At 74.6% G+C, this 23416-nt stretch carries 12 protein-coding genes; 11 read left to right on the top strand and 1 reads right to left on the bottom strand.

Translation table 11 applies throughout. The features are described 5' to 3' along the window. Positions 1-71: 71 nt before the first annotated feature. The 11 genes from EF918_RS02785 (at position 72) to EF918_RS02740 (ending at position 20342) form a co-directional block, all read left to right on the top strand. Complete coding sequence (locus EF918_RS02785) at positions 72-413, top strand: hypothetical protein (RefSeq protein WP_125639998.1); 342 nt, start codon at positions 72-74, stop codon at positions 411-413. A 29-nt stretch (positions 414-442) separates the two neighbouring features. After that, positions 443-730: a hypothetical protein gene (locus EF918_RS02780; protein WP_125639995.1), complete on the top strand. Its 288-nt coding sequence runs from the start codon at positions 443-445 to the stop codon at positions 728-730. After that, a complete protein-coding gene (locus tag EF918_RS02775; RefSeq protein WP_125639992.1) occupies positions 730-1215 on the top strand; it encodes a hypothetical protein in 486 nt (161 codons plus the stop codon). The genes EF918_RS02780 and EF918_RS02775 overlap by 1 nt, the downstream gene beginning before the upstream one ends. Before the next feature lie 130 nt (positions 1216-1345). Continuing rightward, on the top strand, positions 1346-3418 hold the full coding sequence (locus EF918_RS02770) for a hypothetical protein (RefSeq protein ID WP_125639989.1): 2073 nt from the start codon (positions 1346-1348) through the stop codon (positions 3416-3418). Positions 3419-3460: 42 nt separating this feature from the next. Next, positions 3461-3901: a YbaB/EbfC family nucleoid-associated protein gene (locus EF918_RS02765; RefSeq protein WP_125639985.1), complete on the top strand. Its 441-nt coding sequence runs from the start codon at positions 3461-3463 to the stop codon at positions 3899-3901. Further along, a complete protein-coding gene (locus tag EF918_RS02760; RefSeq protein WP_125639982.1) occupies positions 3894-4211 on the top strand; it encodes a hypothetical protein in 318 nt (105 codons plus the stop codon). The genes EF918_RS02765 and EF918_RS02760 overlap by 8 nt, the downstream gene beginning before the upstream one ends. Before the next feature lie 148 nt (positions 4212-4359). Continuing rightward, complete coding sequence (locus EF918_RS02755) at positions 4360-16491, top strand: hypothetical protein (RefSeq protein ID WP_125639979.1); 12132 nt, start codon at positions 4360-4362, stop codon at positions 16489-16491. A 116-nt stretch (positions 16492-16607) separates the two neighbouring features. Next, positions 16608-17954 (top strand): hypothetical protein, encoded by a 1347-nt coding sequence (locus EF918_RS36705; protein ID WP_185921569.1) that lies wholly within the window; start codon positions 16608-16610, stop codon positions 17952-17954. Between the two features lie 82 nt (positions 17955-18036). After that, positions 18037-19230 carry a S8 family serine peptidase gene (locus EF918_RS02745; RefSeq protein ID WP_185921568.1) on the top strand — a complete coding sequence of 398 codons (1194 nt, stop codon included), beginning with the start codon at positions 18037-18039 and terminating at the stop codon, positions 19228-19230. 37 nt (positions 19231-19267) lie between these two features. Continuing rightward, positions 19268-19702, top strand: a complete 435-nt coding sequence (locus EF918_RS36700; protein WP_185921567.1) for a hypothetical protein — start codon at positions 19268-19270, stop codon at positions 19700-19702. A 97-nt stretch (positions 19703-19799) separates the two neighbouring features. Beyond that, positions 19800-20342, top strand: coding sequence for a sigma-70 family RNA polymerase sigma factor (locus EF918_RS02740; protein WP_185921566.1), 543 nt, complete (start codon positions 19800-19802; stop codon positions 20340-20342). A gap of 66 nt (positions 20343-20408) precedes the next feature. Here EF918_RS02740 and EF918_RS02735 read toward each other — a convergent pair whose 3' ends face one another. Next, positions 20409-23399 (bottom strand): BTAD domain-containing putative transcriptional regulator, encoded by a 2991-nt coding sequence (locus EF918_RS02735; protein ID WP_125639969.1) that lies wholly within the window; start codon positions 23397-23399, stop codon positions 20409-20411. Positions 23400-23416: the final 17 nt, after the last annotated feature.

The raw sequence follows: 23416 nt of genomic DNA, 5'->3' as shown, positions 1-23416 counted from the left end.
GGGTGTGCCGCCGTAGAGCTCAGCGCGCGGGTCCGGCCGGACCCGCGCACCCCACCGCGAAGGGAAGTTCAGTGCTCACTCCGCTCAAGTCACGGGACGAGAACGTCCGCCGGATCCTGGCCAGTGTCGAGGTGCAGGTCGGGGCCATGTACACGGCCGCCGGCAAGGTCGAGGCCGTCGTCGAGGAGATCCGGACGCACTTCGTGGCCGCCTGCTCCGCCACCTACACCACCCGGATCGACGACTGGCAGACCAAGTACGCCCAGGTCAAGGAGACCTACCAGCGCTTCCACGACACCTTGTCCGAAGGCCACCGCGGACTCGACACCGCCCACGGTGACGCGCAGCAGATGGCGAGCGGCTGGGGCTCGGGCTCCGACGCCGTCTACGGCGCCCTGCACCCCACCCGCTGACTCCCACCCCCACCGGAAGGACCCCGGCCATGGCCGACATAGCGCTCAACCACCAGAACATCGACGAGGCCGCCGACGCGCTCCAGCAGGCGAGCAACGGCATGCACGACAGCATGATGGAGTGCCTGCAGGCGGTGCGGGCGGCGAGCGCCGAGCTCTCCGGCCAGATGCAGAGCGCCGCCACCGAGTTCTTCACCGCGCTCCAGACGAGCGACGCGCGGATGACCGACGACATCAGCCAGGGCGTACAGGTCCTGCGCGAGATGCACGGCCTGCTCCGCGACGCCGACATCGCGGGCGCCCAGGGCTTCCACTGATGGCCGGGGCGGAGAAGGACAGGGGCGAGCCCGCCCCGGGCAACGGCGGGACGCTCAAGGTCACGGACGAGTACCTCAAGAACGTCGCCCTCAACCAGATCAAGAACTTCCTCGACGACGTCCGCAGCAACAGCGTGGTCACCCGGGCGAACGCCTTCGGGCAGGCCGGCAGCGGCAGCGGGATCGGAGGAGGTCCGGGCGACTACACCAAGCTGATGGCCGGCGGCGGACAGCTCGCCAGCGCGACCCAGCTCCAGGCCCGGTTCCAGGGGCTGTGCGCCTCCTTGGCGAGCCAGCTCAAAGCGCTGGACCAGACGATGGCCGGCATCTCCGTCGACCTCCAGACGGCCCAGTCGAAGCTGAACAACGCGGCGGACGAGGCCCTCAGCGCCGCCCAGATGATGCAGGTGCTCGACGACGTGTTCACCGGCCTGGGCGGCGCCCGCCCCGGCCCCGCACCGGCACCCGTACCGGCTCCGGCGTAGCGCCCGGCCGGCGCGCCAGGGCGAAGGCCCTGACGTCGACGCAGCGCCGGCGGGCCCGCGCCCGTCCGGCGCTGCCCACCTGAGCGGTCCCACCGACCGTCACCACACGCGACCAGGGAGCGAGCCAGGCATGCAATGGGAAGACGCCATCGGCGTGTTCGCGGCCAAGGACCAGTCCACCATCACCCGACGCGACCAGGTCGCGGGGGACGCCAAGGCGAAGTGGCTGGGCGGCCACACGGTGGAGACCAAGACGCAGTTCGCGTCCACGGCCCCCTACGACGTGTGGTGGTCGTACAACTACACGCAGGTCGTCTCCGGCCACGGCTATCCGTACAGCACCGTCGTCGGCGTGAACATGAACTGGGGCCAGTTCGGGGACGACAGCCCGCTCGGGCTGTTCGTGCGCCAGCCGCTCAACGTCCTGACCCCGCTGGTCTCCTCACCGAACCAGAACGACACCACCAGCGTGTGGAGCTTCGACGCGTCGGCGCGGCTGCTGCGCGACCTCGACGGCTGGTTCACCGGCTGGATGCCGACCATCAAGGCCTGGGCGGCCGACGTCGACGCTCCCGACAGCGACTTCCGGGGCAGCGCGGCCGGAGCCTTCAAGTGGGTCCTGAACGGCTTCGCCTCGGAGCTGGAGAACCTCCACGTCCAGCTCAACACGCCCCGCCCGTACTGGGAACCGATCGAGCAGGCCCGGCCCGTGCTGCACGACACCCACCTCGCCCTCTGGAACGGCTACCAGGCCTGGCGCGGCGACCGCCTGGCCTGGCCGGTGAACTGCCTCCACGACGCCTTCATGGCCATCATGCAGACGGCCCAGGTCACGGTCGACCCCAATCCCAAGGGCGACCCCAAGGTCACCATCAGCACGTCCGCGGGCAACCCCGCCGACCAGGGCTTCTGGGACGCCGTCGAACGCGACACCCGACAGATGTGGGTCCGGCACGTGCAGACCGCGCTCGACGCGCCGGCGGCCACGGCCATGGGCAAGCTCGACAAGGCGTACCAGGCGGCGATCGCCGCCCTGCCCGACCTGACCAGACCCAGGATGACCGCGCCGCCGGCCCCGGAACCCGTGAAGGACGGCCCGGGCAAGGGGGTCGGTCCGGACGGCAAGCCGCTGCTGGGCCCGGACGGCAAGCCCCTCGCCGGGCCCGACGGCGCACCGCTCGTCGGACCCGGCGGCAAGCCGCTGGGCGGACCCGGGGCCGGCCCTGACGGCGCCCCCGGAGCGGGCGCGGCCTCGATCACCCCCGGGGCCGTGGGAACGGGCGGCAAGTCGCCGGGAGCCCTGCCCTCGCTCACCGACCCGTCCGTCATTCCCGGCGGGGTCTCGGGCGGTGCCGGTGCCGGAGGGGGCCTGCCCGTGCTCGACGGCAGCGGGAAGCCGGTCCTCGACCCGGCCACCGGACTGCCGCTCGTGCTCCCGCCGGGCTCGACGATCGGCCCCGGCGGTGCGGTCACGGGCCGGAACGGGAAGCCGGTCCTCGGCGCGGACGGAAAGCCCAGGATCGTCCCGGAGGGATCCCACCTCGGCACGGCCCAGCCGGGCGGCGGAGCGTTCCGGGTCCCGGAGGGCTCCAAGGTCACCCCGGAGGGGACGGTCACCGGCCCCGACGGCAAGCAGGTGCTCGACTCCCGGGGCAACCCGGTCGTCCTGCCCAAGGGCGCCACGATCGGCGCCGGCGGCGTCGTCTCCGGCCCGGACGGAAAGCCCGTCGACGAGCAGCACCAGCTGCTCCTCGACGAGGAACGCGCGCTGCTCACGCCCAGCGCGATGATCCGTCCGGGGACCAGCTCGGCGGGCCTGTCCGGACCGTCGGGCGGTTTCGGCGGCGGCGCAGCGGCCGGCGCGGACGCCTTGCCGAAGGCCACTGTGCCGACCGTCGGCGGCGGTTCCTACCTGGGGACCGAGAGCGGTATGGGCCCGCGCGCCCTGGACAACGGCGGCCGGCTCACCGCCGAACAGACCGCGGCCGCTGCGGCCGCGGCTGCGCAGCAGGGACAGGCGCTCCAGGCGACCGCGGCGGCGCCGGGCGGCGTCGGGGCACCGATGATCCCGCCGTCCCCCGGCATGGGCATGGGCGGCGGTGCACCCGGCCAGCAGGAACGGCGGCGTACCACCTGGCTGTCGGAGGACGAAGAGGTGTGGGGCACCGAATCCGGTGCCACCAGCGGGGTCATCGGGCGCTGAGCCCGGTGCCCCGACGGACGACTACCAGACCAGAGGTGACCCATGACGTCTCCCTTCGCGGAGCAGATCGAGCAGGCGATGGCCGCGTTGCGCGAGCACCAGGACCGGATGGCGGCGCTGACCGAGGAACTCGCCCAGGCGACCACCAGCGCGACCTCGAAGGACCGGATGGTCACGGCCAAGGTGGGACCGCAGGGCCAGGTCCTGGCCCTGACCTTCCACACCTCGGCCTGGCGCACGATGGCCGCCGCCGAGCTGTCCGCCGTACTGGTGGACGTCCTCAACGAGGCCCGGGCGGAGATGGGCGGCCGGATCACCGAGTCGATGCGTGCCGTCACAGGTCTCGGGGACGCGCTGCGCCATTCCATGACCGGCGGTACCGAACTGGACGAACTGCTCGCACCGTTGCGCGCCGTGCACCCCGGGTCCGCGGAGGCGCAGGGCCGCAGGAACGTCCGCAGGCAGGAGCACTTCAATGGCTAGCCGACTGACCGCGCTGTCCGACCTCAAGACGGCGTTCGCCGACTTCGACGCGATGTCGACGCTCGTCGACGGCATGCGCCGCAGGGCGGACGAGATCAACAAGCTCAACAAGACGGCGGCCGGGGACGACGAGATCGGCAAGCGCTACCACAAGTCCGTCGACACGGGGACGACGAACCTGACGAGCCTCCTGAAGACCGTCCGCGAGTCGCTGGACCGGGCCGGGGTCGCCGGGCAGAACGCCTCGGACCGGTTCACCAAGGCCGACCAGGAGGCCGCGGACCTCGCCCGCGGCGGCAAGTCCGGCTAGTTCCTGCGCCGTCCGCCGTCCGCCGTCCGCCGTCCGCCGTCCGCCGTCCGCCGTCCGCCGTCCGCCGTCCGCCGTCCGCCGTCCGCGGTCCGCCGCGCGCTGCCTGCCGTAGCCGTCCACCCGCCGAGTCACCGCCGAGGTCCTCCCGATGTCGATCATGTTGCCCCCCGAGCTGGCCGAACTCTTCGCCGTCCTGGCGGGCGGCGAGTGGCCGGAGGCGGACGAGAGCGCGCTGCGGGTGGTCGGGGACGACTACCAGGCCATCGCCGACGACATACCCAAGCTCACGGACTACATCGTCGAGCTCGTGAACGTCTGCCTCCAGCGCTTCGAGGGGCAGGCCGCCGACGCGTTCGTCGCCCAGATGCGCTGGCTCATCGGTCAGGGCGGCGGCAACAACCACCTGGGGCAGGCGGCCGATCACGCCAAGGAACTGGCGAAGGCCGCGCGGGACACCGCGAACCAGGTCGAGTACGCGAAGTGGTCGACCATCGCCCAACTCGTCCAGCTCGCCGCCGAGATCGTGTTCGCGATCTTCTGGGCGCCGTACACCCTGGGCGCCTCGCTGAGCGGCCTCAGCTTCCAGTACCTCTTCACGCGCGAGGCCATCCGCCTGATCCTCACGTGGCTGCGCAACCAGATCCTGCTGCACACCTTCGCGAACGTCGCGGGCGGTCTCTTCATCGACGCGACCGTCCAGCTCATCCAGATCGGTGACAAGCACCGGACGGACTGGGACACCGCTGCCACGCTCCAGGCACTGGAGTCCGGTGTCGTCAACGGCGTCATCGCGGGACCGCTCAACCTCGTCGGCATGGGCGTGGGCTCGGTCATCGGCAACGCCGTCGGCAAGAGCGGCGGGAAGGTCCTCGGCAAGGAGCTGGGCGCCGTGATGAAGGGCGCGTCGAAGGAGGCGGCACCTGCCCTGGCCGGCGCCGCCGCTGCCGCACCGGCCGCGGCGAGCCGTGCCTCCGGGCGCTGGCTGGGAGAGGGGGCGTCGAAGGCCTTCGCCAAGGACATCGGAAGCCTGATGCAGGCCACCAGCACCCCACTGCAGACCGGTTTCGCACAGTCCGGCAAGGGCAGCATCGCCGGACGGTTCGGGCAGCACATGGAGCGGGCGTTCGAGAAGCACCTCGGGGAAGCCCTCGGCACGAACGAGGCGAAGCAGCTGGGCCGCGAGTTCGGGGAGGCGTTCACCGCGAACTGGCGGCGTGGCGGCGCGGAGAACGCGGCGCTGAACGACGTCCTGCACAAGGTCCTGGACCCGTCCGCGCTCAGCGGCGGCGGGGTCAAGGCGCTCGCGGAGTCCCTGCCCGAACTCGCCGCCACGATGGGCAACGGCAACCGGATGTTCCAGCTCGGTGAGGTGCTCGGACAGCACCTCGTGGAGGGGGCCCAGAACACCCTCGGCGAGGGGCTCTACAACCTCGTCTTCGGCGAGAACCACGAGTTCAGCGCCGGCTGGCAGAGTTTCGTGTCCGGTGTCGCCATGGGCGCGCTCGGCCATGCCGGGCACCTCGCGGCGAGCCCGTTCACCGCCAAGTACACGGAGTTCGTGCGCACCTGGCAGAGTGCGCCGCTCGGTGAGAACGACGGGAAGTACTTCGGCCCGCTGCACCCCCTCACCCTGCTCTCGGTCGCCGCGAACCTCAGCGGCAACTCGGCGCCGTTCCCGGTACCGCGCCTGGGCGCCGAGTACGTCCCGGTGCCCGCCGCGGACGCATCGGCCCCGCCGGTCCGCACGACGAGCGGCGGGGACGGCGCGGACCGGCCGCGCCCCTCCACGGAGACGGACGCGCCACGCCCGGTGCGCACGCAGTCGGGCGGGGGCGAGGCCGGGAGCGCACCGCAGCACGAACCGGCCCCGACGACCGGACCGACCGCCGGCCACCCGCCGGTGACGGCCGAGCCTCCGGTGGTGTCCGTGCCGCCGGTGACGGCCGAGGCGCCGGTGGTGTCCGTGCCGCCGGTGACGGCCGAGCCTCCGGTGGTGTCCGTGCCGCCGGTGACGGCCGAGGCGCCGGTGGTGTCCGTGCCGCCGGTGACGGCCGAGCCACCGGTGGTGTCCGTGCCGCCCGTGACGGCCGAGCCGCCGTTGCACACCGATCCGTCACCCACGCCCACCCCCACGCCGACGCCGCCGACCGAGTCCGGCGCCGTGTCCCTCCCGCACGAGGTGCCCGGCGCCGGCGACCCGCCCGGGCACACCCCTGCGGACCCCGCCTACGACTACGTGCCCGCGCCCTCGCACGGGGGCGACACACAGCCCGATGCGGGACGCGCCGCGGACTGGCAGCAGGCCCAGCGTGACCTCCAGGACGACTACACGGGCAAGGCCAGGGAGGCGGCCCGGGACACGGCTGCCGAAACGGAGGCGGAGCAGCGGTTCGCCGAGGCGTTCGCGGACTGGTCGAACCACCTGCCCGACGGCGCGACCGACGAGCTGACCTCGGCCATCCGGCACCGCGCCCATGACCTGATGGCCGAACAGCTCGCGCAGGGACGGCCGCGCGAGGAGGTCCTCGCGGGCCTGGACGACCTGATCACCTTGGCGTCCTTCCGCGAGGCCGGGGTCCGGGTGGGCATGGAGCGCTTCGACCAGGTGGCCCGGGATCGGCATGCCCAGGATTTGTCCGAAGAAGCGGCCGCACGGGTGCGCGACCACATGGCCGGAGTGTTCCGGCAGCAGGTGGAGACGGCGGTCGCGGGCCTCTACGCCGAGCCGGGAGACGTACGGGACGCCCTGCAGGACCGGACCGCCGGGGCGCGGCGGAAGCTGGACGAGATGTCCGCCGGCCTGCGCCGCGACCTGGAGCTGCGCGCTGAGTACGAAAGGGTGCGGGAACGCGCCGATCGCGCCGTCGACCAGCTCGCCACCCACTGGCGGGACGGACTGACGCAGGAGGACGCCGATCTGCTGCGCGCCGGTGGCGTCGCCCGGGACGCGGAACTGTCCGAGGACAGCCTGCGGTTGATCGGCCGCGACCTGCGCGACCGGCTCGTAGCCGACTTCATCGCAGCCTTCGGCTCGGCCGACTCGGCGGCCGGCCTGAGCCGCGACGGCGCTGCGGCGGCGATCCGTACCGTTGCGGAGGCCTTCGACCGGCACACGGCCGGGCTCTCCCACGCCTTTGCCGTCCAGGCCGTCCGTGAGGCCGCCATCCGGAAGATCGTCGACCAGGTGGAGGCCGCCGCGCCGACCTGGCGGGACACGGTCCTGTCCAGCGGCGGCGGCTCCCGCCTGCATCCCGGGGCCGCCGAGGCGCTGGGGCTGTCCGGTGCCGACGCGGAGCCCTTCGTCCGCGCGGTGACCGTCGAGCTCGTCGCCGCGACGGACCAGCGGCTCCTCGACCACCTCGCCCGCCCCGACGCGCCCGGCGACCTGGTGACCGAGCAGCAGGTCCACGACCTGTTCACCCTCAAGATCGCCCGGGACGTCGCGGCCACCGCCGCGAACCGGCAGGCCGAAGCGGCCGCGGCGGCCTTCGGCGAGGGACGGGGGCTGACGGACACCTCCCGCCGACGGGTGGGCGAAGGCTACGAACAGCGGATCCTGGAGGCGTTCGACACCGTCTTCGGCGATCCGGCGGCGCTGCACGACGCGGAGCGCCTCGCCCTGTGGACTTCCGTCCAGGACGCGCTCCTCGCGGACCTGCCGCTCCACCTCGCCTTCGAGGCCGAGGCGATGCCCGCCCTCGGCCACGCCGCCGCCACCTTCGACCGGCTCACGGACGGCCGGAGCATCGGCGGGTCCCGGCTGGCAGACCTGAAGCGGGACTACGGCAAGGACTGGTTCGCGGCGTACCGGAAGCTGTGGGGCCCGGGCAACCTCCACGCCGACCGCTGGCACGCCCACGAACAGGCACACGAGGGCACGTTCGCCGCCCGCCCCGCCGGCGACCAGGGCGCCCTGATCACCCCCGCCGACCGCCGCCACCTCGCCTTCCCCACGGCCGCGCCCTCGCCGGACCCGGAGCGGGCCGCGATGGAGCTGGCGCTGCGCATCGGCGCGGGCCCCCTCCACGCCTCGGTGGAGAACGCGCCCGCACCGGCCCCTCCCACCGAGGCGCCCGCGCCGCCGGCCGGACGCGCGACCGCCACCGAGCCGCCGGAGCGGCCGGGCGGCTCCCTCTCGACCTTCGCCGGGAGCGCCGGTCCCGGGGGACGGGACCTCCACGAGGTGCCCGGCACGGACATCAGCGTGCAGAGCCGTCCGCTGGGCCCGGACGACGGCTCCCGGCCCATGGGCCGGGCCTATCTCGACCCCGAGGGCTTCGACGACCTCGACGAGCTCCTGCCCCGCTTCCGCAACGACCGGCCGGTGTACCACCACGTGCTCATCGACGAGGACCTGGCGCCGGACGAGCCCGGGTACGTCAAGGCGGACCTGGGCGACTTCGACGCGCCCTGGGCGAACGGCCCGGATCCCTACGTCGTCCTCGCCGACGAGTACGGCGGGACGCGCGAGCTCACGGTCACCGACGAGGACGGGGACGCGACCTCGCTCGGCTGGCAGGAGTTCGCCGCGGTCGTGGCGGCGGACCCCGTGCTCGCCGGCCTGCCCGAGGACGTTCCCGTGGTCCTGGCGGTCTCCCGCGGCGGTGGTGGCGGTCTGGAGCTGCCGCGTGCGGTCGCGTCAGCCACCGGCCGGGTGGTGTACGCGCTCACCGGCGACACCTTCGTGGATCAGCTCGGCGGCGACGGCGGCGAGACCTGGTCGCTGGGTCTGAAAGCGGCCTTCATGGGGGCGGACGGCTACTCCCGGCCGCGTGGCGGCATCGTCCGGGTCGACCCGCCGTCGAAGGGAGGAGTCGACCACCGCATCGGCCCCGGTCCCGGGAGCGTCACCACCACGGACGGCCGGAGCATCCCCGACCCGCTCATCGAGACCCGGCCCGTCCTGAACCTGGACGGAGTCTCCAAGGGAAGTGCCTCCTTCGAGGACGCCCACTGGGCCGTCCGTGAGGGGCCGTACGCGCACCTCGACCGACTGGCCGACTTCGAGCGGCGGTTCGAGTGGGACGAGCCGACCGGCCTCACCGAGCAGGTGCCGTACGACCCGGAGCACGCCTACTTCTTCGTCTCCCACGCCGGCCCGCCCGGCTTCACGATGGAGGTCACGGGTCAGCCGCCTGCCATGGTGAGCGGCACGGAGGTCGGCGGGTTCCTGCGCCGCCGGCCCAGCGTCGTGGCGCTGAAGGAGGCCGCCGCGCAGGGCAAACCGGCCTCCCTGGTGCTCCTCGGCTGCCAGTCCGCACAGCACGCGCAGGACGTGGCGCGCGAGGTCGGGCTCCCCGTGCACGCGCCCACCGCCACCGCCGGTGTGGTGGAGGCGACGCCGGGCGCCCTGTACGACACCGCGCAGCAGCCGCAGCTCTTCCTCCGCATGGAAGTGGGCACGGACGCGGGCGAGTTCCACACGTACCACCCCGCCGGCGACGACCGGACGACCGGCACGTCCCGACCCCCGGCCGACCCGTCCGCATCCGTTCCGCTCACCGCCGCCCCGGTCGAGAACGCGCTGACCACGGCCTCGCCCGCCGTGCTCCCCGGACTGCCGGCCGATGCCCCCACCTGGCCCGCCACCGGGAAGGCGCACGCCTATCTGGTGGTGCACGAGGGGACCGGCCGCCTGCTCGACGACGGCATCCCCGTCACCGGGGAGCGGCTCGCCCTGTCCAGGACCAAGCCCCGTACCCTGCCGCAGGGCAGCCGGCTGCTGCGGCTGAACGTGCAGGCCGGACATGCCGTCGACCTCAAGCGGCTGGTGTCGGCGTACCCCTCTCGCGCGACGGACGGCGGCGACATCGCCGTGGCGCTGGGGGCGGGTACGGACCTCTGGCTCCCCGCGGCGGCGCTGTCGACGGCATCCGTCGACAAGGTCTACGCGACCGGCAGCAACAACCGGGCGGAGAAGGGCCACGAGCTCCGGGGGAAGAACCTCGGCGAACTGGGCAGGGTGGAACACTTCGCCGACCCGCCCGACGAGCAGCCGGCGGCGCACGCCCTGCCGGGCCTGCCGGTCCAGGACCCGTGGCAGGTCTCGGCCTTCGCCGAGGGCGCGGGACCCGGGGGACGGGACCTCCACGAGGTGCCCGGCACGGACGTCACCGTGCAGAGCCGTCCGCTGGGGCCGGGCGACGGCTCCCGGCCCATGGGCCGCGCCTATCTCGATCCCGGGGGCTTCGCCGGCTTCGAGGCGTTCCTGCCCGGCTTCCGCCACGACCGGCCGGTGTACCGCCATGTGCTGGTCGACCAGAACCTCGGGTCCAACGATCCCGGGTACGTCAAGGTGGATCTGGGCGACTTCGACGCGCCCTGGGCGAGCGGCCCCGCCCCCTACTTCGTGCTGGGGGGTGACTACAGCGGGAAGCGCAAGCTCACGCTCACGGACGAGGACGGCGACGCGATGGCGCTCGGCTGGAAGAAGTTTGCCGGGGTCGTGGCGGCCGACCCGGTGCTCGCCGGCCTGCCCGAGCATGTTCCCGTGGTCCTGGCGATCTCGCGTGGCGGTGGTGGCGGTCTGGAGCTGCCGCGTGCGGTCGCGTCAGCCACCGGCCGGGTGGTGTACGCGCTCACCGGCGACACCCAGGTGGTTCCGCTCGGCGCAGGCGGCTGGTCGCTGGGCCTGAAGGGCGTCTTCGACGGGGCCGACGGCGACGGCCTGCCACGGGGCGGCATCGTCCGGGTCGATCCGCCGTCCAAGGGAGGGGTCGACCACCGCGCCGGCCCCGGTCCCGGCAGCGTCACCACGACCGATGGCCGGACCGTCCCCGACTCGCTCATCGAGACGCGGCCCATCCCGAACCTGGACGGCATCTCCAAGGGAAGGGCCTCGTTCACCGACAGCCACTGGGCCGTCCGCGAGGGACCGTACGGGCACCTCGACCAGCTGACGGAATTCGAGCAGTGGTCCGCATGGGGCGTCCCTTCCGGCCGGCCCCCCCACGTGCCGTACGACCCGGAGCACGCCTACTTCTTCTCGGCGCACGCAGACGCGCGCGGGTTCCGGATGGAGGTCACGGGCCGGTCCGTCGCCGTGCTGAGCGGTACGGAGGTCGGCGGGTTCCTGCGCCGTCGGCCCAGTGTCGTGGCGCTCAAGGAGGCCGTCGCGCAGGGCAAGCCGGCTTCCCTGGTGCTCCTCGGCTGCAACTCCGCGCAGCACGCGCAGGACGTGGCGCGGGAGGTGGGGCTGCCCGTGCACGCGCCCACCGCGACGCGCGGTGTGGTGCCGGCGGTGCCGGGCCACTACTACGACACGTCACAGAAGCCCAGGCACTTCCTGCTCCAGGAGGGCAGTGATGCGGCCGAGTTCCGCACGTTCCACCCCGACGGCGACGACCGGAAGCCGGCCGTGCCCGCGCGACCGGCGAACCGGCAGCACGACCCACGAGGGGTGGACTCGGCGGGCGGAGAACAGGGGGACGGGGCACAGGACGCCCCCACCGGCGACGCCTACCGCACGGCGGCCGACCTGCTCGCCGCTCTCGAGTCCTCGACGGTCGTCCCCGACGTGCGGACGCTGCCCGCTCCGGGGCCGATCGGCGTGGACCTGTTCGGGATCCTCGAACCCATGGAGGCCCCGCACTTCCTGCTGCACCCCGAGACCCGTGAGCCCTACGACTACACGAACCTCACGGCCGACCAGGCCGCCTACTTCCTGCACCTGATGGACATGCGGTACCCGGTGAGCGCCGAAGACATGGACCCGGCCGGCTGGGACGTCGGCAAGGGCGAGTACAGCGTGGTCCACACCCGCTCCACGACCACGTGGGCGCCCGGGCAGGACGTCGCACCGCTGGACTCGACGGAGGTGGCGATCCCCGGCATCGTCCAGGCGATCTGGTTCGGCCCGTTCCGTCCCGACGGACCGTCGGCCGGCTTCTGGGAGCGCTTCGGCGAGGCGGCCAGGACCCACGGGGACGGCGCGTTCTTCGTCCTGTGGACGGACCTGCCCCGGCACGTGGTGGACGCCGTGTACGAGCTGGACGCGGCCCCGGCCGACCCGGAACTCGCGGACGCCTGGCGGATGGTCCGGTGGGCCGACGACGCCGACATCCGCCTGGTGAACCCGTTCGAGGTGTACCACAAGGGGCGGCCCATGCCCCTGCACAACGAGTTGATGACCGAACTGGCGAAGCTGACCGGCCGGGGCAAGGCGGCGGCGAGCGACATCTTCCGGCTCGTCGCCGGGCACGACTTCGGCGGGCTCTACTCCGACGGCGACAACCGGATCACGTCCCTGTCGGCGCTCGCCGCCACGGCGCGGAGCAAGGAGGGGTTCGCCACCCACTCGAACGGCGCGACCTTCGGCAACTCCGCCTTCGTGGCACCCGCCGAGCACCCCTACCTCAGCGAGAGCCTGGCCGAGCAGAAGTCCAACTACCGCAAGACCCAGAAGGAGCTGTACGGGCCGGACGCGATGCTCATGGGCAAGGAGTTCTACCTGGGGGAGACGGGCCGGCCGCGCCGGAACTCCGTGATGCTCCGGACCGGACCGGACAGCCAGGTCCCGGTGGCCAAGCGGCTGGGCTATCCGCACGTCGCCAAGCTGCCGTCGCTCTCCGGGGTCGACATGGGTTTCGACGCGAGCTGGCTGCGGCCGGTGCCGCCCGCGCAGCGGACCTGGACGGCCCCGCAGACGCTGCACTTCACCCAGCAGGTGATCCACAGCATGGTGCGCAGCCTGTACAACCGGGACGGCGACCTGCACCTGACCGACATCCACGACGCCATCGTGCAGCACCCGCAGCCCGAGCTGATCTGGGAGGCGGCACTGACCTACCTCGGCTCGCGCGAGGACCTGCGGCCGCTGGTCAAGGGCATCACCCTGACGCGACTGACGGAACCGGACGCGCCGCCGTTCGAGGTGGAGCTGCCGGAGAGCGTGCGCGACCTGTTCCAGCCGGTGGAGGGCGGCCAGGCACCCATCGGTGACGCCGACGGCTGGTGGCTGGCCGACCGGTCCGTCCCCGTACGGATGACCGAGCCGGCCTCCGCGGGGTCGGGGGCGGGGGCGGGGCCCGACCATGGTCGGGTCAAGGAGCTGGCCGATGCCCTGGCCCTCGGCCACGACTCCGGCGCCCACCTGCTCGACGATCCGTCGGCGGACGCCGGACGGCGGGAGCGGACGGCCGAGAGCGTCGCGCGCTTCCCGCACGACGACCGGTTCTTCACCGTCGTCATGCACTCCGGCGACGACGGCGCCCCGCAGTGGCGCGGCGCCTCCGTCACCCCCGGGCAGCTCGCCGGGGCCCTGGCCCAGTTGCACCGGCGCCAGGTCTGGGACGTCGCCAAGCCGCTCCAGCTGGCCGGCTGCTCACTGGGCCGGGGCGGCGAGGGATCGTACGCGGCCGACGTGCTGCGGGAGCTGCGGCGGCTGCTGCCCGGCCTGGACCTGGAAGCGTACGTTCCGGACGGGACGCTGTGGTTCGTGCCGCAGGCGACGGCGCCGCACCGTACGGACGCCACGGGCACCGGGCACCTCGTGGTGGGCCCGGGGGCCGGCTTCGACGGCTCAGGCCGTCCGGTGGTGAACACGGGCGGACAGTGGCTGCGGCTGACGCTGCCGAAGGACGCGGCGGAGGTCGCCGTGCAGCCGCTGGGCGCCCATCTGCCGCCCGACGGCAGCACGCCGCCGAACGCCGCGGACGCACCGGACGGGTACACCGCCGTCACCGGCGGGGAAGGCGGGCAGGATCCCGCCCTGACGCCCCTCGACGGCGCGGAGTCCTTCGGGACCGACGACGTCCGGCACAGCCCCGGGCCCGGCCCGGCCACCTGGTTCGCCCCGCCCGGCGGTGCGGACCTGGGCGATGTGCTCGGCCACCGACCGGGCGTGCCCGACCAGGCGGCAAAGCCCAGCCGTCTCCTCACGGAATACACCCTGGTGTCGCCGCCCGGGGCGCAGCTGGAAGGCGCGTCCCCCGCCGAACGGCTGGCGAAGGCTCCGTTCGCCTACCGGCTGCCGAGCCGGCTCGAATCGGTGATGAAGCCCGAGGACGAGCTCGACTTCGTCATGGGAACCCTCACCGGCGTCAGCTCTTTCCCCGTCTACCAACCTGCCAGGCCGGTCGAGGTGCCGGCGCACCCCGAGCTCCGCGTGTCCGGTGACGGAACGCTCGCCATCGCCGATCACGACGGCCCGGTGCGGGAGTTCTACGCGCTCCCCGAGCTGGTGGACGACGCCCGGCGGAAGCTGGACCTGGCGGGGAGCGACGTGCGCCTGGTCGTCGATCCGGAGACCCGGATCACCTTCGACCACGACGGGGAGCCGCGCACCCTCCACAAGGTCGCACCGCAGTTCGCCGGCGCCCCGAAGGACGTGTGCCGGGACTTCTCGGCGGACGTGCTCGGAGGGGACCACTCGCACATCCTGCTCCAGGACGTCCGGCCGCCCGGGCGCGGGGGAACGGGCACCACCGTCACGGCCCCGATCAACACCGCGAACAACGCCGAGGTCTCGGGCATCGCGCACCTCGCGGAAGAGGTGGGCCGTCTGCTGGGGCCGGACGGCGACCCCGACGAGGCGGACCTCGGCCGGGCGGCGGCACTGATCGGCCAGGGCCGGCACACCGAGGCCGGGAAATGGCCCGTACCGGGAGCCGAGTACGGGACGGCTCAGTACCGCGCGGCGCGCGAGACGGACGCCGCGCTGCGCTGGCGCGAGGTGAGCGAGCGCCTGGGCATCAATGCGCGGGCCTTCGCCATGGACCCGGGCGACGGCTACGTCATCCAGTCCGTACCCTCGTCGATCGAGAACGGGCTGCGCGCCTACGAACAGGACTACGCCCGCGGCACGGACGAGGGGGTTCCCGACGAGCACGCCGACGGCGTCGGCTACCACTTCGCTCCCGTCGTCGTCACCAGCCAGGACAAGACCCACCACCTCGCCCTCCAGAACTTCAACCAGCGCAAGGCGATCCGGAACGACATGCGCGACGCCGTCGAGGCGAACCTCGCGCACTACGGGGCCGACATCGAGGCGGTGGCACACGAGCTGGAGGCCTCCGCGGCGCGCGGCGAGATCGGGGTGGACGACGCCCGGCTGCGGCTGGCCCAGAGCCTGCACGGCATCCGGCAGGCCCGGCAGGAGCAGCGCAAGCTCGCGGCGCACCCCGACGCGCAAGCGGAACGGGCCGAGTGGGCCCGGGCGGAGTCCGGTTGGATGGTCAACGCGACCCGGGCACTCATCGGCCTGACCGGTGATTCCTACGGCAAGTCAGGGGAAGCGTGGTACTTCTCCCTGCACGGCAGGGCGAAGGGCGAGTCCTTCTTCGACAGCTGGGCCGAGCTGGGACTGGAGGGCAGCAGCTTCAGCAACCCCCTCGCCGCCGTGGTGAGGGCCGGCCACCAGGACGCGAAGATCGAGCTGCCGGTGGGACCGGCGGGCGCCCCGCTGAGCGTCACGGCCGTGAAGCGGCTGGAGAAGTTCGCCGACCACGTGGCCAAGGTGGCGCTGTGGAAGGCGGACCAGGGCCTTCGGCCCCCGGTGGTGACGGTCGCCTCGCAGCTCCACCCGCAGGAGCCGGTGACCGGGCTCGGCGCGAAGTCGGACGCCGTGCTCAGCGCCTTCCACGACCTGCTGGGCGTACGTCTGGCCCAACGCCAGGCGATCCAGCCACTGCGCAGCGGCGGCGTCATGACCCCCCGTCACATCGAGCTGGTCCAGGACGTCGTGCTGCGCGACCCCGAGCACCGTACGGGCGACGGGGGCCGGACCGACGGAGGGATCGACTCCCTGGTGACGCTGCACGCGGAGACCGACGGCCGGTCCGACGGCCGGATCAGCCTGGGCGTCGCCCAACTGGAGGACCTGGCACGGCAGACGGGCGCCCAGGGCCGACGGCCCAGTGGATTCCAGCGACGGGCCAGCTCACTGCTCAGGGCTCCGCAGGCGATCGGCGGCGCGCCGGTCACGGCGACCGACGTCGCCCGGATGAAGGACGTCGTGCACCTGGTGCGCGGCCTCACCGACGAGCCGGGCCTGCCCGACCCCGTCTCCCTCGCCGACGGGCGCAGGCTGAGCGACCTCATGGCCCGGGAGTTCGGCCTCGGCGGGGTGAGCACGCCCGAGCAGCTCGACCCGCTGGTCCGCAAGGTGTTCGGCCTGGAGCAGGACGCGCAGGTGAGCGCGCAGCAGCGGGCCGACCTGCTCCAGCTCGCGAACCGTGCCAAACAGCCGGGCAAACCCCTGACCTCCGACCGCTTGCGGTCGATCCACACCCGGAGCCTGGCCGACGACGTGGCCGAGGCCCTGGTCGGGGTGGCGCTGTAGCGGTGGTCCGGCCGAGGAGTGAACTGACAGCACCGAGGCGGCCGTAGGGCCGGAGGTACGGGCGAGGCATGAGACGAGCGACAAGAGACGAGAGACGAGTGACCAGAGGTGAACAGGTGGACGGCACGAGGGGCGAAGCGGCCCGGCAGGAGCCGGACCGGCCGTCCGCGGCGGCCCGGGTACGGCTGGACGGGGTCGACTGGCTGGCCGGGTGGGACGAGGCGGCCCACGAGCCCGCCACGACGACACCGGAGGAGGCCGTGAAGCCGACGGGGCCGGCCCCCACCGCACACCCTGCGCACCCGGACACGGCCCCGAGGACGCCCACCCGCGGCGCGACACCGCCACGCGACGAACCGCCCCCGGCCACGGCTCCGGATCCGGGCGCGGCCACGGACTTGGGCACCCCGGCCACGGCTGCGGACCCGGCCACGGCCCAGGCCGCAGCCCCGGCCACCGCCCCGGACGCGACGGCAGCCCCGTCGGCGGCCCCGGCCGTCGCCGCCGGCGACGGGACCGGTTCCGTGCAGCCGTCCGAGGAGGCCGAGCAGCCGGAGGGGCGGGTTCCCCGGCCCGTGATCATCGCCGCCGCGACCGCCGGTGCGCTCCTGATCGGGCTGCCCCTGGTCCTGGCCCCGCTGTCCCACGGCTCCGCTCCCGACGGCGGACCGCACCCGGCCGCCGCGGCCGGGTACACGCGGGAGGGCGAGACCGGCGACGCGTTCGTGCCGGGTGCCGACCCCCGCGACACCGCCACGCCCGCCGCCCCGGGCGCGGCCGGCGCGCCCGCGCAGGGGCCCGGTCCCGTCCCGCAGACGGGCCCGGCCGGCGACGGCGCGCCCCACGGCCCGGCCCCGGCCCCCGGGCCCGGCGGCGACAAGGGGGGCGGCACCCCGTCCAGGCCCGATCCGGAGAAGCCGCCGCAGCCCGCCCCGGCCCCCACGTTCACTGCCGTCGCCGGCCGCGGCTGCGGGGCCGCCGGGACCGGGTACCGCCAGCGCGGCTGGTTCGAACGGGGCAACGAGGGCTGGCTGAGCCGCTCCGAGGGCGGCTGGACCGGCGACGGCTGCACCGGGATGTACACGGCCGTCCCGATGTCGGGCGAGGCCGCCAAGGACGACGGCAACTCCGTGCTGTGGACGTTCGAGACCGGCCGGGTGGCCACCGGCTCCTGCCGGATCTCGGTCTACGTCCCCGGCGCGCGGGACGTCGTGTCCGTCGGCGGCAACCCGACCCACTACACCGTGCAGAACCAGTTCGACCCCGGCAGCGGCACCATCGGCTCCTTCTCGGTGCCGCAGGTGTCCCGTCGCGGCCAGTGGGTCGACGGCGGGACCTTCCCGCTCTCCCGCGGCCGTATCGCCGTCCTGCTGCACACCCGTGGCCAGGACTGGTCGGGAAGCACCAAGACCTACGCGCACCACGCCGCCTCCGCCGTACGAGCCCACTGCACCGGCTCCTGACCCGCACGGGGGAAGAGTGGAACTGCGCACCAGCGCAAGGGCGGTCCCTGGCTCCACACCGTCCCGGGCGGCGGCGCTCGCCGTGCCCCTCGCGGCCGTCCTCGCCCTGGCGGCGCCCGCACCCGCGCGGGCCGACGGACCGCCGGCCGGCCCCGAGGCGGGCTCGCTGCCCACCCTCGCCCAGCGCGTGGCCCAGCCCCGCGACGGCTGCGTCAAGGCGTCAGGCAAACGCAGCGAGCGTACGCCGTGGCCGCAGGCCTTCCTGCGCCCGGACGCGGTGTGGCCGTTGAGCGAGGGCGCCGGGGTGACCGTCGCGGTCGTCGGCTCCGGGGTCGACGGGGCGTCAGGAGACCTCGAAGGCCGGCTCACCGCCGGTCCCCGCCTGTCCGGACCGGGGGACTCCACCCGCGACTGCGTCGGCCACGGCACCTTCCTCGCCGCTCTGATCGCCGCCCGGCCCCGGACCGACGTGGGCTTCGCCGGGATCGCGCCCCGGGCCAGGGTCCTCGCGGTCGGAGTCACCGACGACACCGGCGCGACCGACGCCGACCTGCTCGCCCGGGGCATCCGGGCCGCCGCCGACGCCGGGGCCCGCGTGATCGCCGTGGCCGTGCCGCTGCCCGGGCCGGACGGCGGTCCCGCGGAGGCCGTCGCGTACGCACGCGGCAAGGGCGCCCTGCTGGTCGCCCCGGCCGGGTACGACGGCCAGGGCCGCACCGAGCCCGCCCCGGCCCGTCCGGCACCGGGGGCGCTCACGGTCGCCGCACTCTCCCCGGACGGTACGCCCGCCGAGCCCGGCCCGGCGGCGGGCCGCCCCGACCTGCTCGCGCCCGGGGTCGCCGTGATGGGCACGGGTCCCGGCGGCCGGGGCCACTTCACGGCGAGCGGGCCGAGCTGCGCCGCGGCCTTCGTCGCGGGCACCGCGGCGCTGGTCCTGGGCTACCGGCCAGGACTGACGGTGGATCAGCTGGAGAGCCGGCTCAAGGCCACCTCCTACCGGGCCTGGGCCGGCCCGGCCGGTGCGCGGACCGCCTACGCCGGCGTCGATCCGGTGGCCGCGGTCACCGCGGAGCTGCCGGGGGAGGCCGCGGGCACCGTCGCACCGGTCCTGGCACCGGCCGCCCTGCCCCCGCTGCCCGCCGCACCCGGCCACCCGGCCGCCGGGCAGGGCCTCGCCGTGGCCGGGGGCGCCGCGGCCCTGGTCGCGGCCGTCGCCGCGGCCGCCGTGGTGGTGCCCCGGGGCCGGCGCCGCAGCTGGCGCCCGGGGCCCTCGTGAGCCCGGCACCGGACGGCGGGGATGGCATCCTGGTGCCGTGACCGACAAGGACGAGGAAGCGCGGGTGCGGCGGCTGGCCGGCGCCTGGGCGGCGCAGTGCGCGGCCGCCGTCGACGCCATGGCCGGGGCCGATCCCGGGGAGCCCGCTCCCGCCGCGGGATCCGGCCCCGCCGGGTCGGCGGCGTTCCCGGGTGCGCAGGAGGCCGTCGCGCTCGCCCGCCGGCTCGCCCTCCAGGACCTGGCGGACCAGCCCTGTCCGCTCCCCGACGCGGAACTGCGGCTGATCGCCGAGGTCATGGTGGTCGACGAGCACCCCGCCGCGCACCTGTGGGCGGACGAGGACCGCGCGGCGCTCGCCGGTTGGGCCGCGATCCTGATCCGGCGCTTCGGCGACGACGGCGTCCAACGGCTCCTGGACGCCTTCGACCCGCTCGACGCCCGCCCACCGGCCGTGCCCGCACCACCCCGCTGACGCCCTCGCATTAGGACGTCCTTGGCCCTTCGTTGGCGGCCTTCGCCATCGTGGTCCATGGAGGCGTCACAGCAATGCGAAGGGCAGGAACATGGGGATGGGCACGACGGACACGGTGCACTCGACGTTGGACGAGGAGACGCTGGCCGACCTCCACCGGGTGCACGGAGTGCAGTTGATGCGGGCCCTGATGCGGATCACCCGGGGCGACCGGGGACGGGCCGAGGACATCTACCAGGAGACGCTGATGCGGGCCTGGCAGAACCCGGAAGTTTTCGCGGAGGGGCCGGAGAAGGCCAGGCCGTGGCTGTTCACCGTCGCCCGCCGGATCGCCATCGACCACCACCGCATGCGGGCGGCCCGCGTGCAGGAGGTCACCGACGCGGTCGGTGAGGACAGGCCGGATCACCGCGATCCCTTCGACGAGGTTCTCGCCGCCCGCGACATCATGGCCCTGCTCGCCAAGATCCCCGCGCACCAGCGTGAGGTCGTCGTCGAACTGCACCTGAGAGGGCGCTCGCTGGCCGAGACGGCCGAGCTCCTCGGCGTCCCGCTGGGCACCGTCAAGTCCCGCAACCACCACGCCATCCGCCGGCTGCGGCCGGTCATGGAGGCGTCCGCCCGGGCCACGGCCGTCTGAGCAGCGCTCCGCACGGCCCTCCCGACGGCCCTCCCGACGGCCCTCCGGACGGCCCTCCGGACGGGCCTACGCGGAGCCTTGGGCGGAGCCCGTCCGGCCGTACCACTCGGCGGCGCGGCTCAGGTGTCCGGCGGCCTCCACGAACCGGCCGGACTCGGCGAGGAACGCCCCGAGCCGCCGCTCCACCAGCGCACGGAGGGCCGGAACGCCGGCGCTCTCGCAGCCCGCGAGCGCCTCGGTCCACCGCGCTTCCGCCTCCGCCCCGCGGCCGAGCAGGTGCAGCGCGCGTGCCTCGGTCTCCAGGGCCAGCAGGCGCGCGGGCACTTCCGGACGGTCCGCCAACAGGTCCTGGCACTGCCGGGCGTGCCGCAGCGCCTGGTCCGCCCGGCCCGAGCGGAGGTCCAGTTCGGCGGCCGCGGCCAGGACGCAGACCGCGTGCCCGGTCGGCCGCGGGTCCCCGACCAGCGCCCGTGCCGTGCGCGCCACCTGCTCCGCCTGCGCGAGCCGGCCCAGGCCGGTCAGCACCCGCACGAGCACCGAGAGCGCCAGGACGTGCGCGTCGCCGTCCTGCGGGCCGGTCCCTTCCGCCGCCCGGATGGCCGGCGGCAGTGCCTCCTGCGGTCTTCCGGTCGCGCACAGCGCCCGGGCCGTGAGGGCCTCCAGCCGGGCCGTCGCCGTACGGTCGCCGGTCCGTAGCGCCGCTTCGAGACCGGCGCGCAGGCACTCCAGCCCGTGGGCGGGCCGCCCACTGCTCCGGTAGAGCGCGTCGGCCGAGTGGGCCAGCTGCCAGGCGGGGACGTGGCGGCCCTGTTCCGCCGCGGCGAGGACCACGCCGCGGATCACCGGCTCCTCGCCGTCGAACCAGGCGAGCGTCGAGCGGACGTCGGTGAGCGGGGGCAGTTCCTGCGGCTGTCCGCCGGTCCGCCGTTCCAGCGGACGGACCTGCGGCTGGAGCAGGGCGGCCGCCCGGTCGGCCGTCGCGAGCGCGTACTCCAGCAACCCGGCCGCCGCCCGCCGTCGTTCGGCCATCGGCCGCTCGGTCAGCAGCTCCGTGCCGTGCAGGCGGATCAGTTCGTGGTGGGAGTACCGGCCGGGTGTGCCTTCGTCGAGCAGGTGGTACGCGGCCAGCGAGTCCAGGGCCCGGCGGGCGTCGGCGGCGCTGCTGCCGAGCAGGGCGGCGGCGCTGAACGCGTCGATCTCGGGCCCGGGATGCAGGGTCAGCAGCGGTAGCAGCCGTACGGCCGTCCCGTCGAGGTGCGGGTGCGTCAGGGTCAGGGTGGTGCGCACGCTGACCGAGCCCTGGGTGTCCAGGGCCTGCAACCGGGTCCGTTCGTCCGCGAGCTCGTCGACGAGCTGGCCGATCGTCCAGTCGGGCCGGGCGGCGATCCGCGCGGCGGCGATCCGCAGCGCCAGCGGCAGCCGGCCGCAGAGCGCGGCCAGCCGCTCGGACGCCTCGGGCTCGGCCGCCACCCGGGCGGGAGTGAGCAGGCGTTCCAGCAGCTGCCGGGCCTCTCCCGGCGGCAGCGTGCCCAGCCGGACCACGACCGCGCCGTCGGTGACCAGGAGGTCCTCCAGCGTGTTGCGGCTGGTGACGACGGTGGCGCAGCGGGTGCCCGACGGCAGCAGTGCGGTGACCTCGGCGGCACTGCGGGCGTTGTCCAGCACGACCAGGAGGCTTTTGTGCCGGGTCAGTTCCCGGTAGAGCGCCGCCCGCCCCGCCGGGTCCTGCGGGACGGCGGTGGGCGGCACGCCCAGCGCGCGCAGGAACTTCTCCAGGGCCTCGGCCGGGTCGGCCGGCCCGGCCGGATCGAAGCCGCGCAGGTCGACGAAGAGCTGGCCGTCGGGGAACCCGGCGGCCCTGCTGTGCGCCCAGCGCACCACGGTGGCCGTCTTGCCCACACCGGCGGGACCGACGACCACGGCGAGGCCGCCGCCGGTGCGCTCCGGCCCGCACTCCGCGTCGAGCAGGGCCGACTCGGCCTCGCGGCCCACGAAGCCGGGCGGCCGGCGCGGCAGCATGCGCCCGGCGGGGCCGGCGGGCAGGGGAGCCCGCGCCCCGGGGACCGCCGGCACCCCGGGAGCGCCGGGCCCTCCGGGCACCTCGGGCGGGACGGCGGCGGCCCCCGCGGACGAGGACGGGGAGGCGGCGGGAAACGAGAACGCGGACGACGGGGCGGCAGCGACCGCGCGCGGGGAAACGGCGGCGGCCGCGGACGGGGGTGCGGCGGCGACCGCGGACGCCGACGGGGGTGCGGCGGGGGTCGGGAACGCGTGCGGGAGTGCGGCGGCGACCGTGGACGGAGGTGCTGCGGGCGCCGCGGACCGGTCCGCCGGGCCCGCACCGACCGATGCGAAGGCCGCTTGGAGCACCCTGCCCGGCGTGATGCCGAGTTCCTCGTCCAGCCGGGTCCTGACCCGGTGGTAGACGGCCGCCGCCTCCGAGCCCCGGCCGGCCTGGTCCAGGCAGCGGATCAGCAGGGCGGCGAGGGGCTCCTGGAGCCCGTCGTCCCGTACGGCCCGCTCCAGTGCGGGCACGGCGGCAGACCCGGAACCGAGGTCCAGCAGCCGTTCCGCCCAGGCCGCCAGGGCCTGGGTACGCGCCGTGTCGAGCTGCGAGGCCAGGGAGCGGCGCAGGTCGGTGTCGGGGGTCCCGGCGAGCGCGCTCCCGTGCCACAGGCCGAGCGCCTGGTCCAGCAGGGCGGCCGCCCCCGCCCGGTCCGGCTCCGCCTCGGCCCGCGCGACCAGCGCGGCGAACCGGTGGGCGTCGACGGACTCGGCGTCGCCGGTCAGCACGTAGCCCTGCGGCCGGGTCACGACCTGGAGCGAGGAGCCGTCCAGCGCCTTGCGCAGCGCTGCCACGTGCCCCTGAAGGGCCGCCTTGGACCGGGCCGGAGGCTCCTCGCCCCACAGCAGCTCGCAGAACCGCTCCACCGGGACGGTCCGCCCGAACTCCAGCGCCAGGATCGCCAGCACGGCCCGCCGGTTGGCTCCGGCGACCTCGACCGGCGCGCCGTCGGACCCGGCGAGTTCCACCGGACCCAGCAACCGAATCAGCATGCGTTCCCTGCGTCCTC

Origin of the sequence: Streptomyces sp. WAC06614 (assembly GCF_003949795.1) — a bacterium.
Taxonomy (GTDB): Bacteria; Actinomycetota; Actinomycetes; order Streptomycetales; family Streptomycetaceae; genus Streptomyces.
This window is presented reverse-complemented; position numbering and strand designations above follow the sequence as displayed.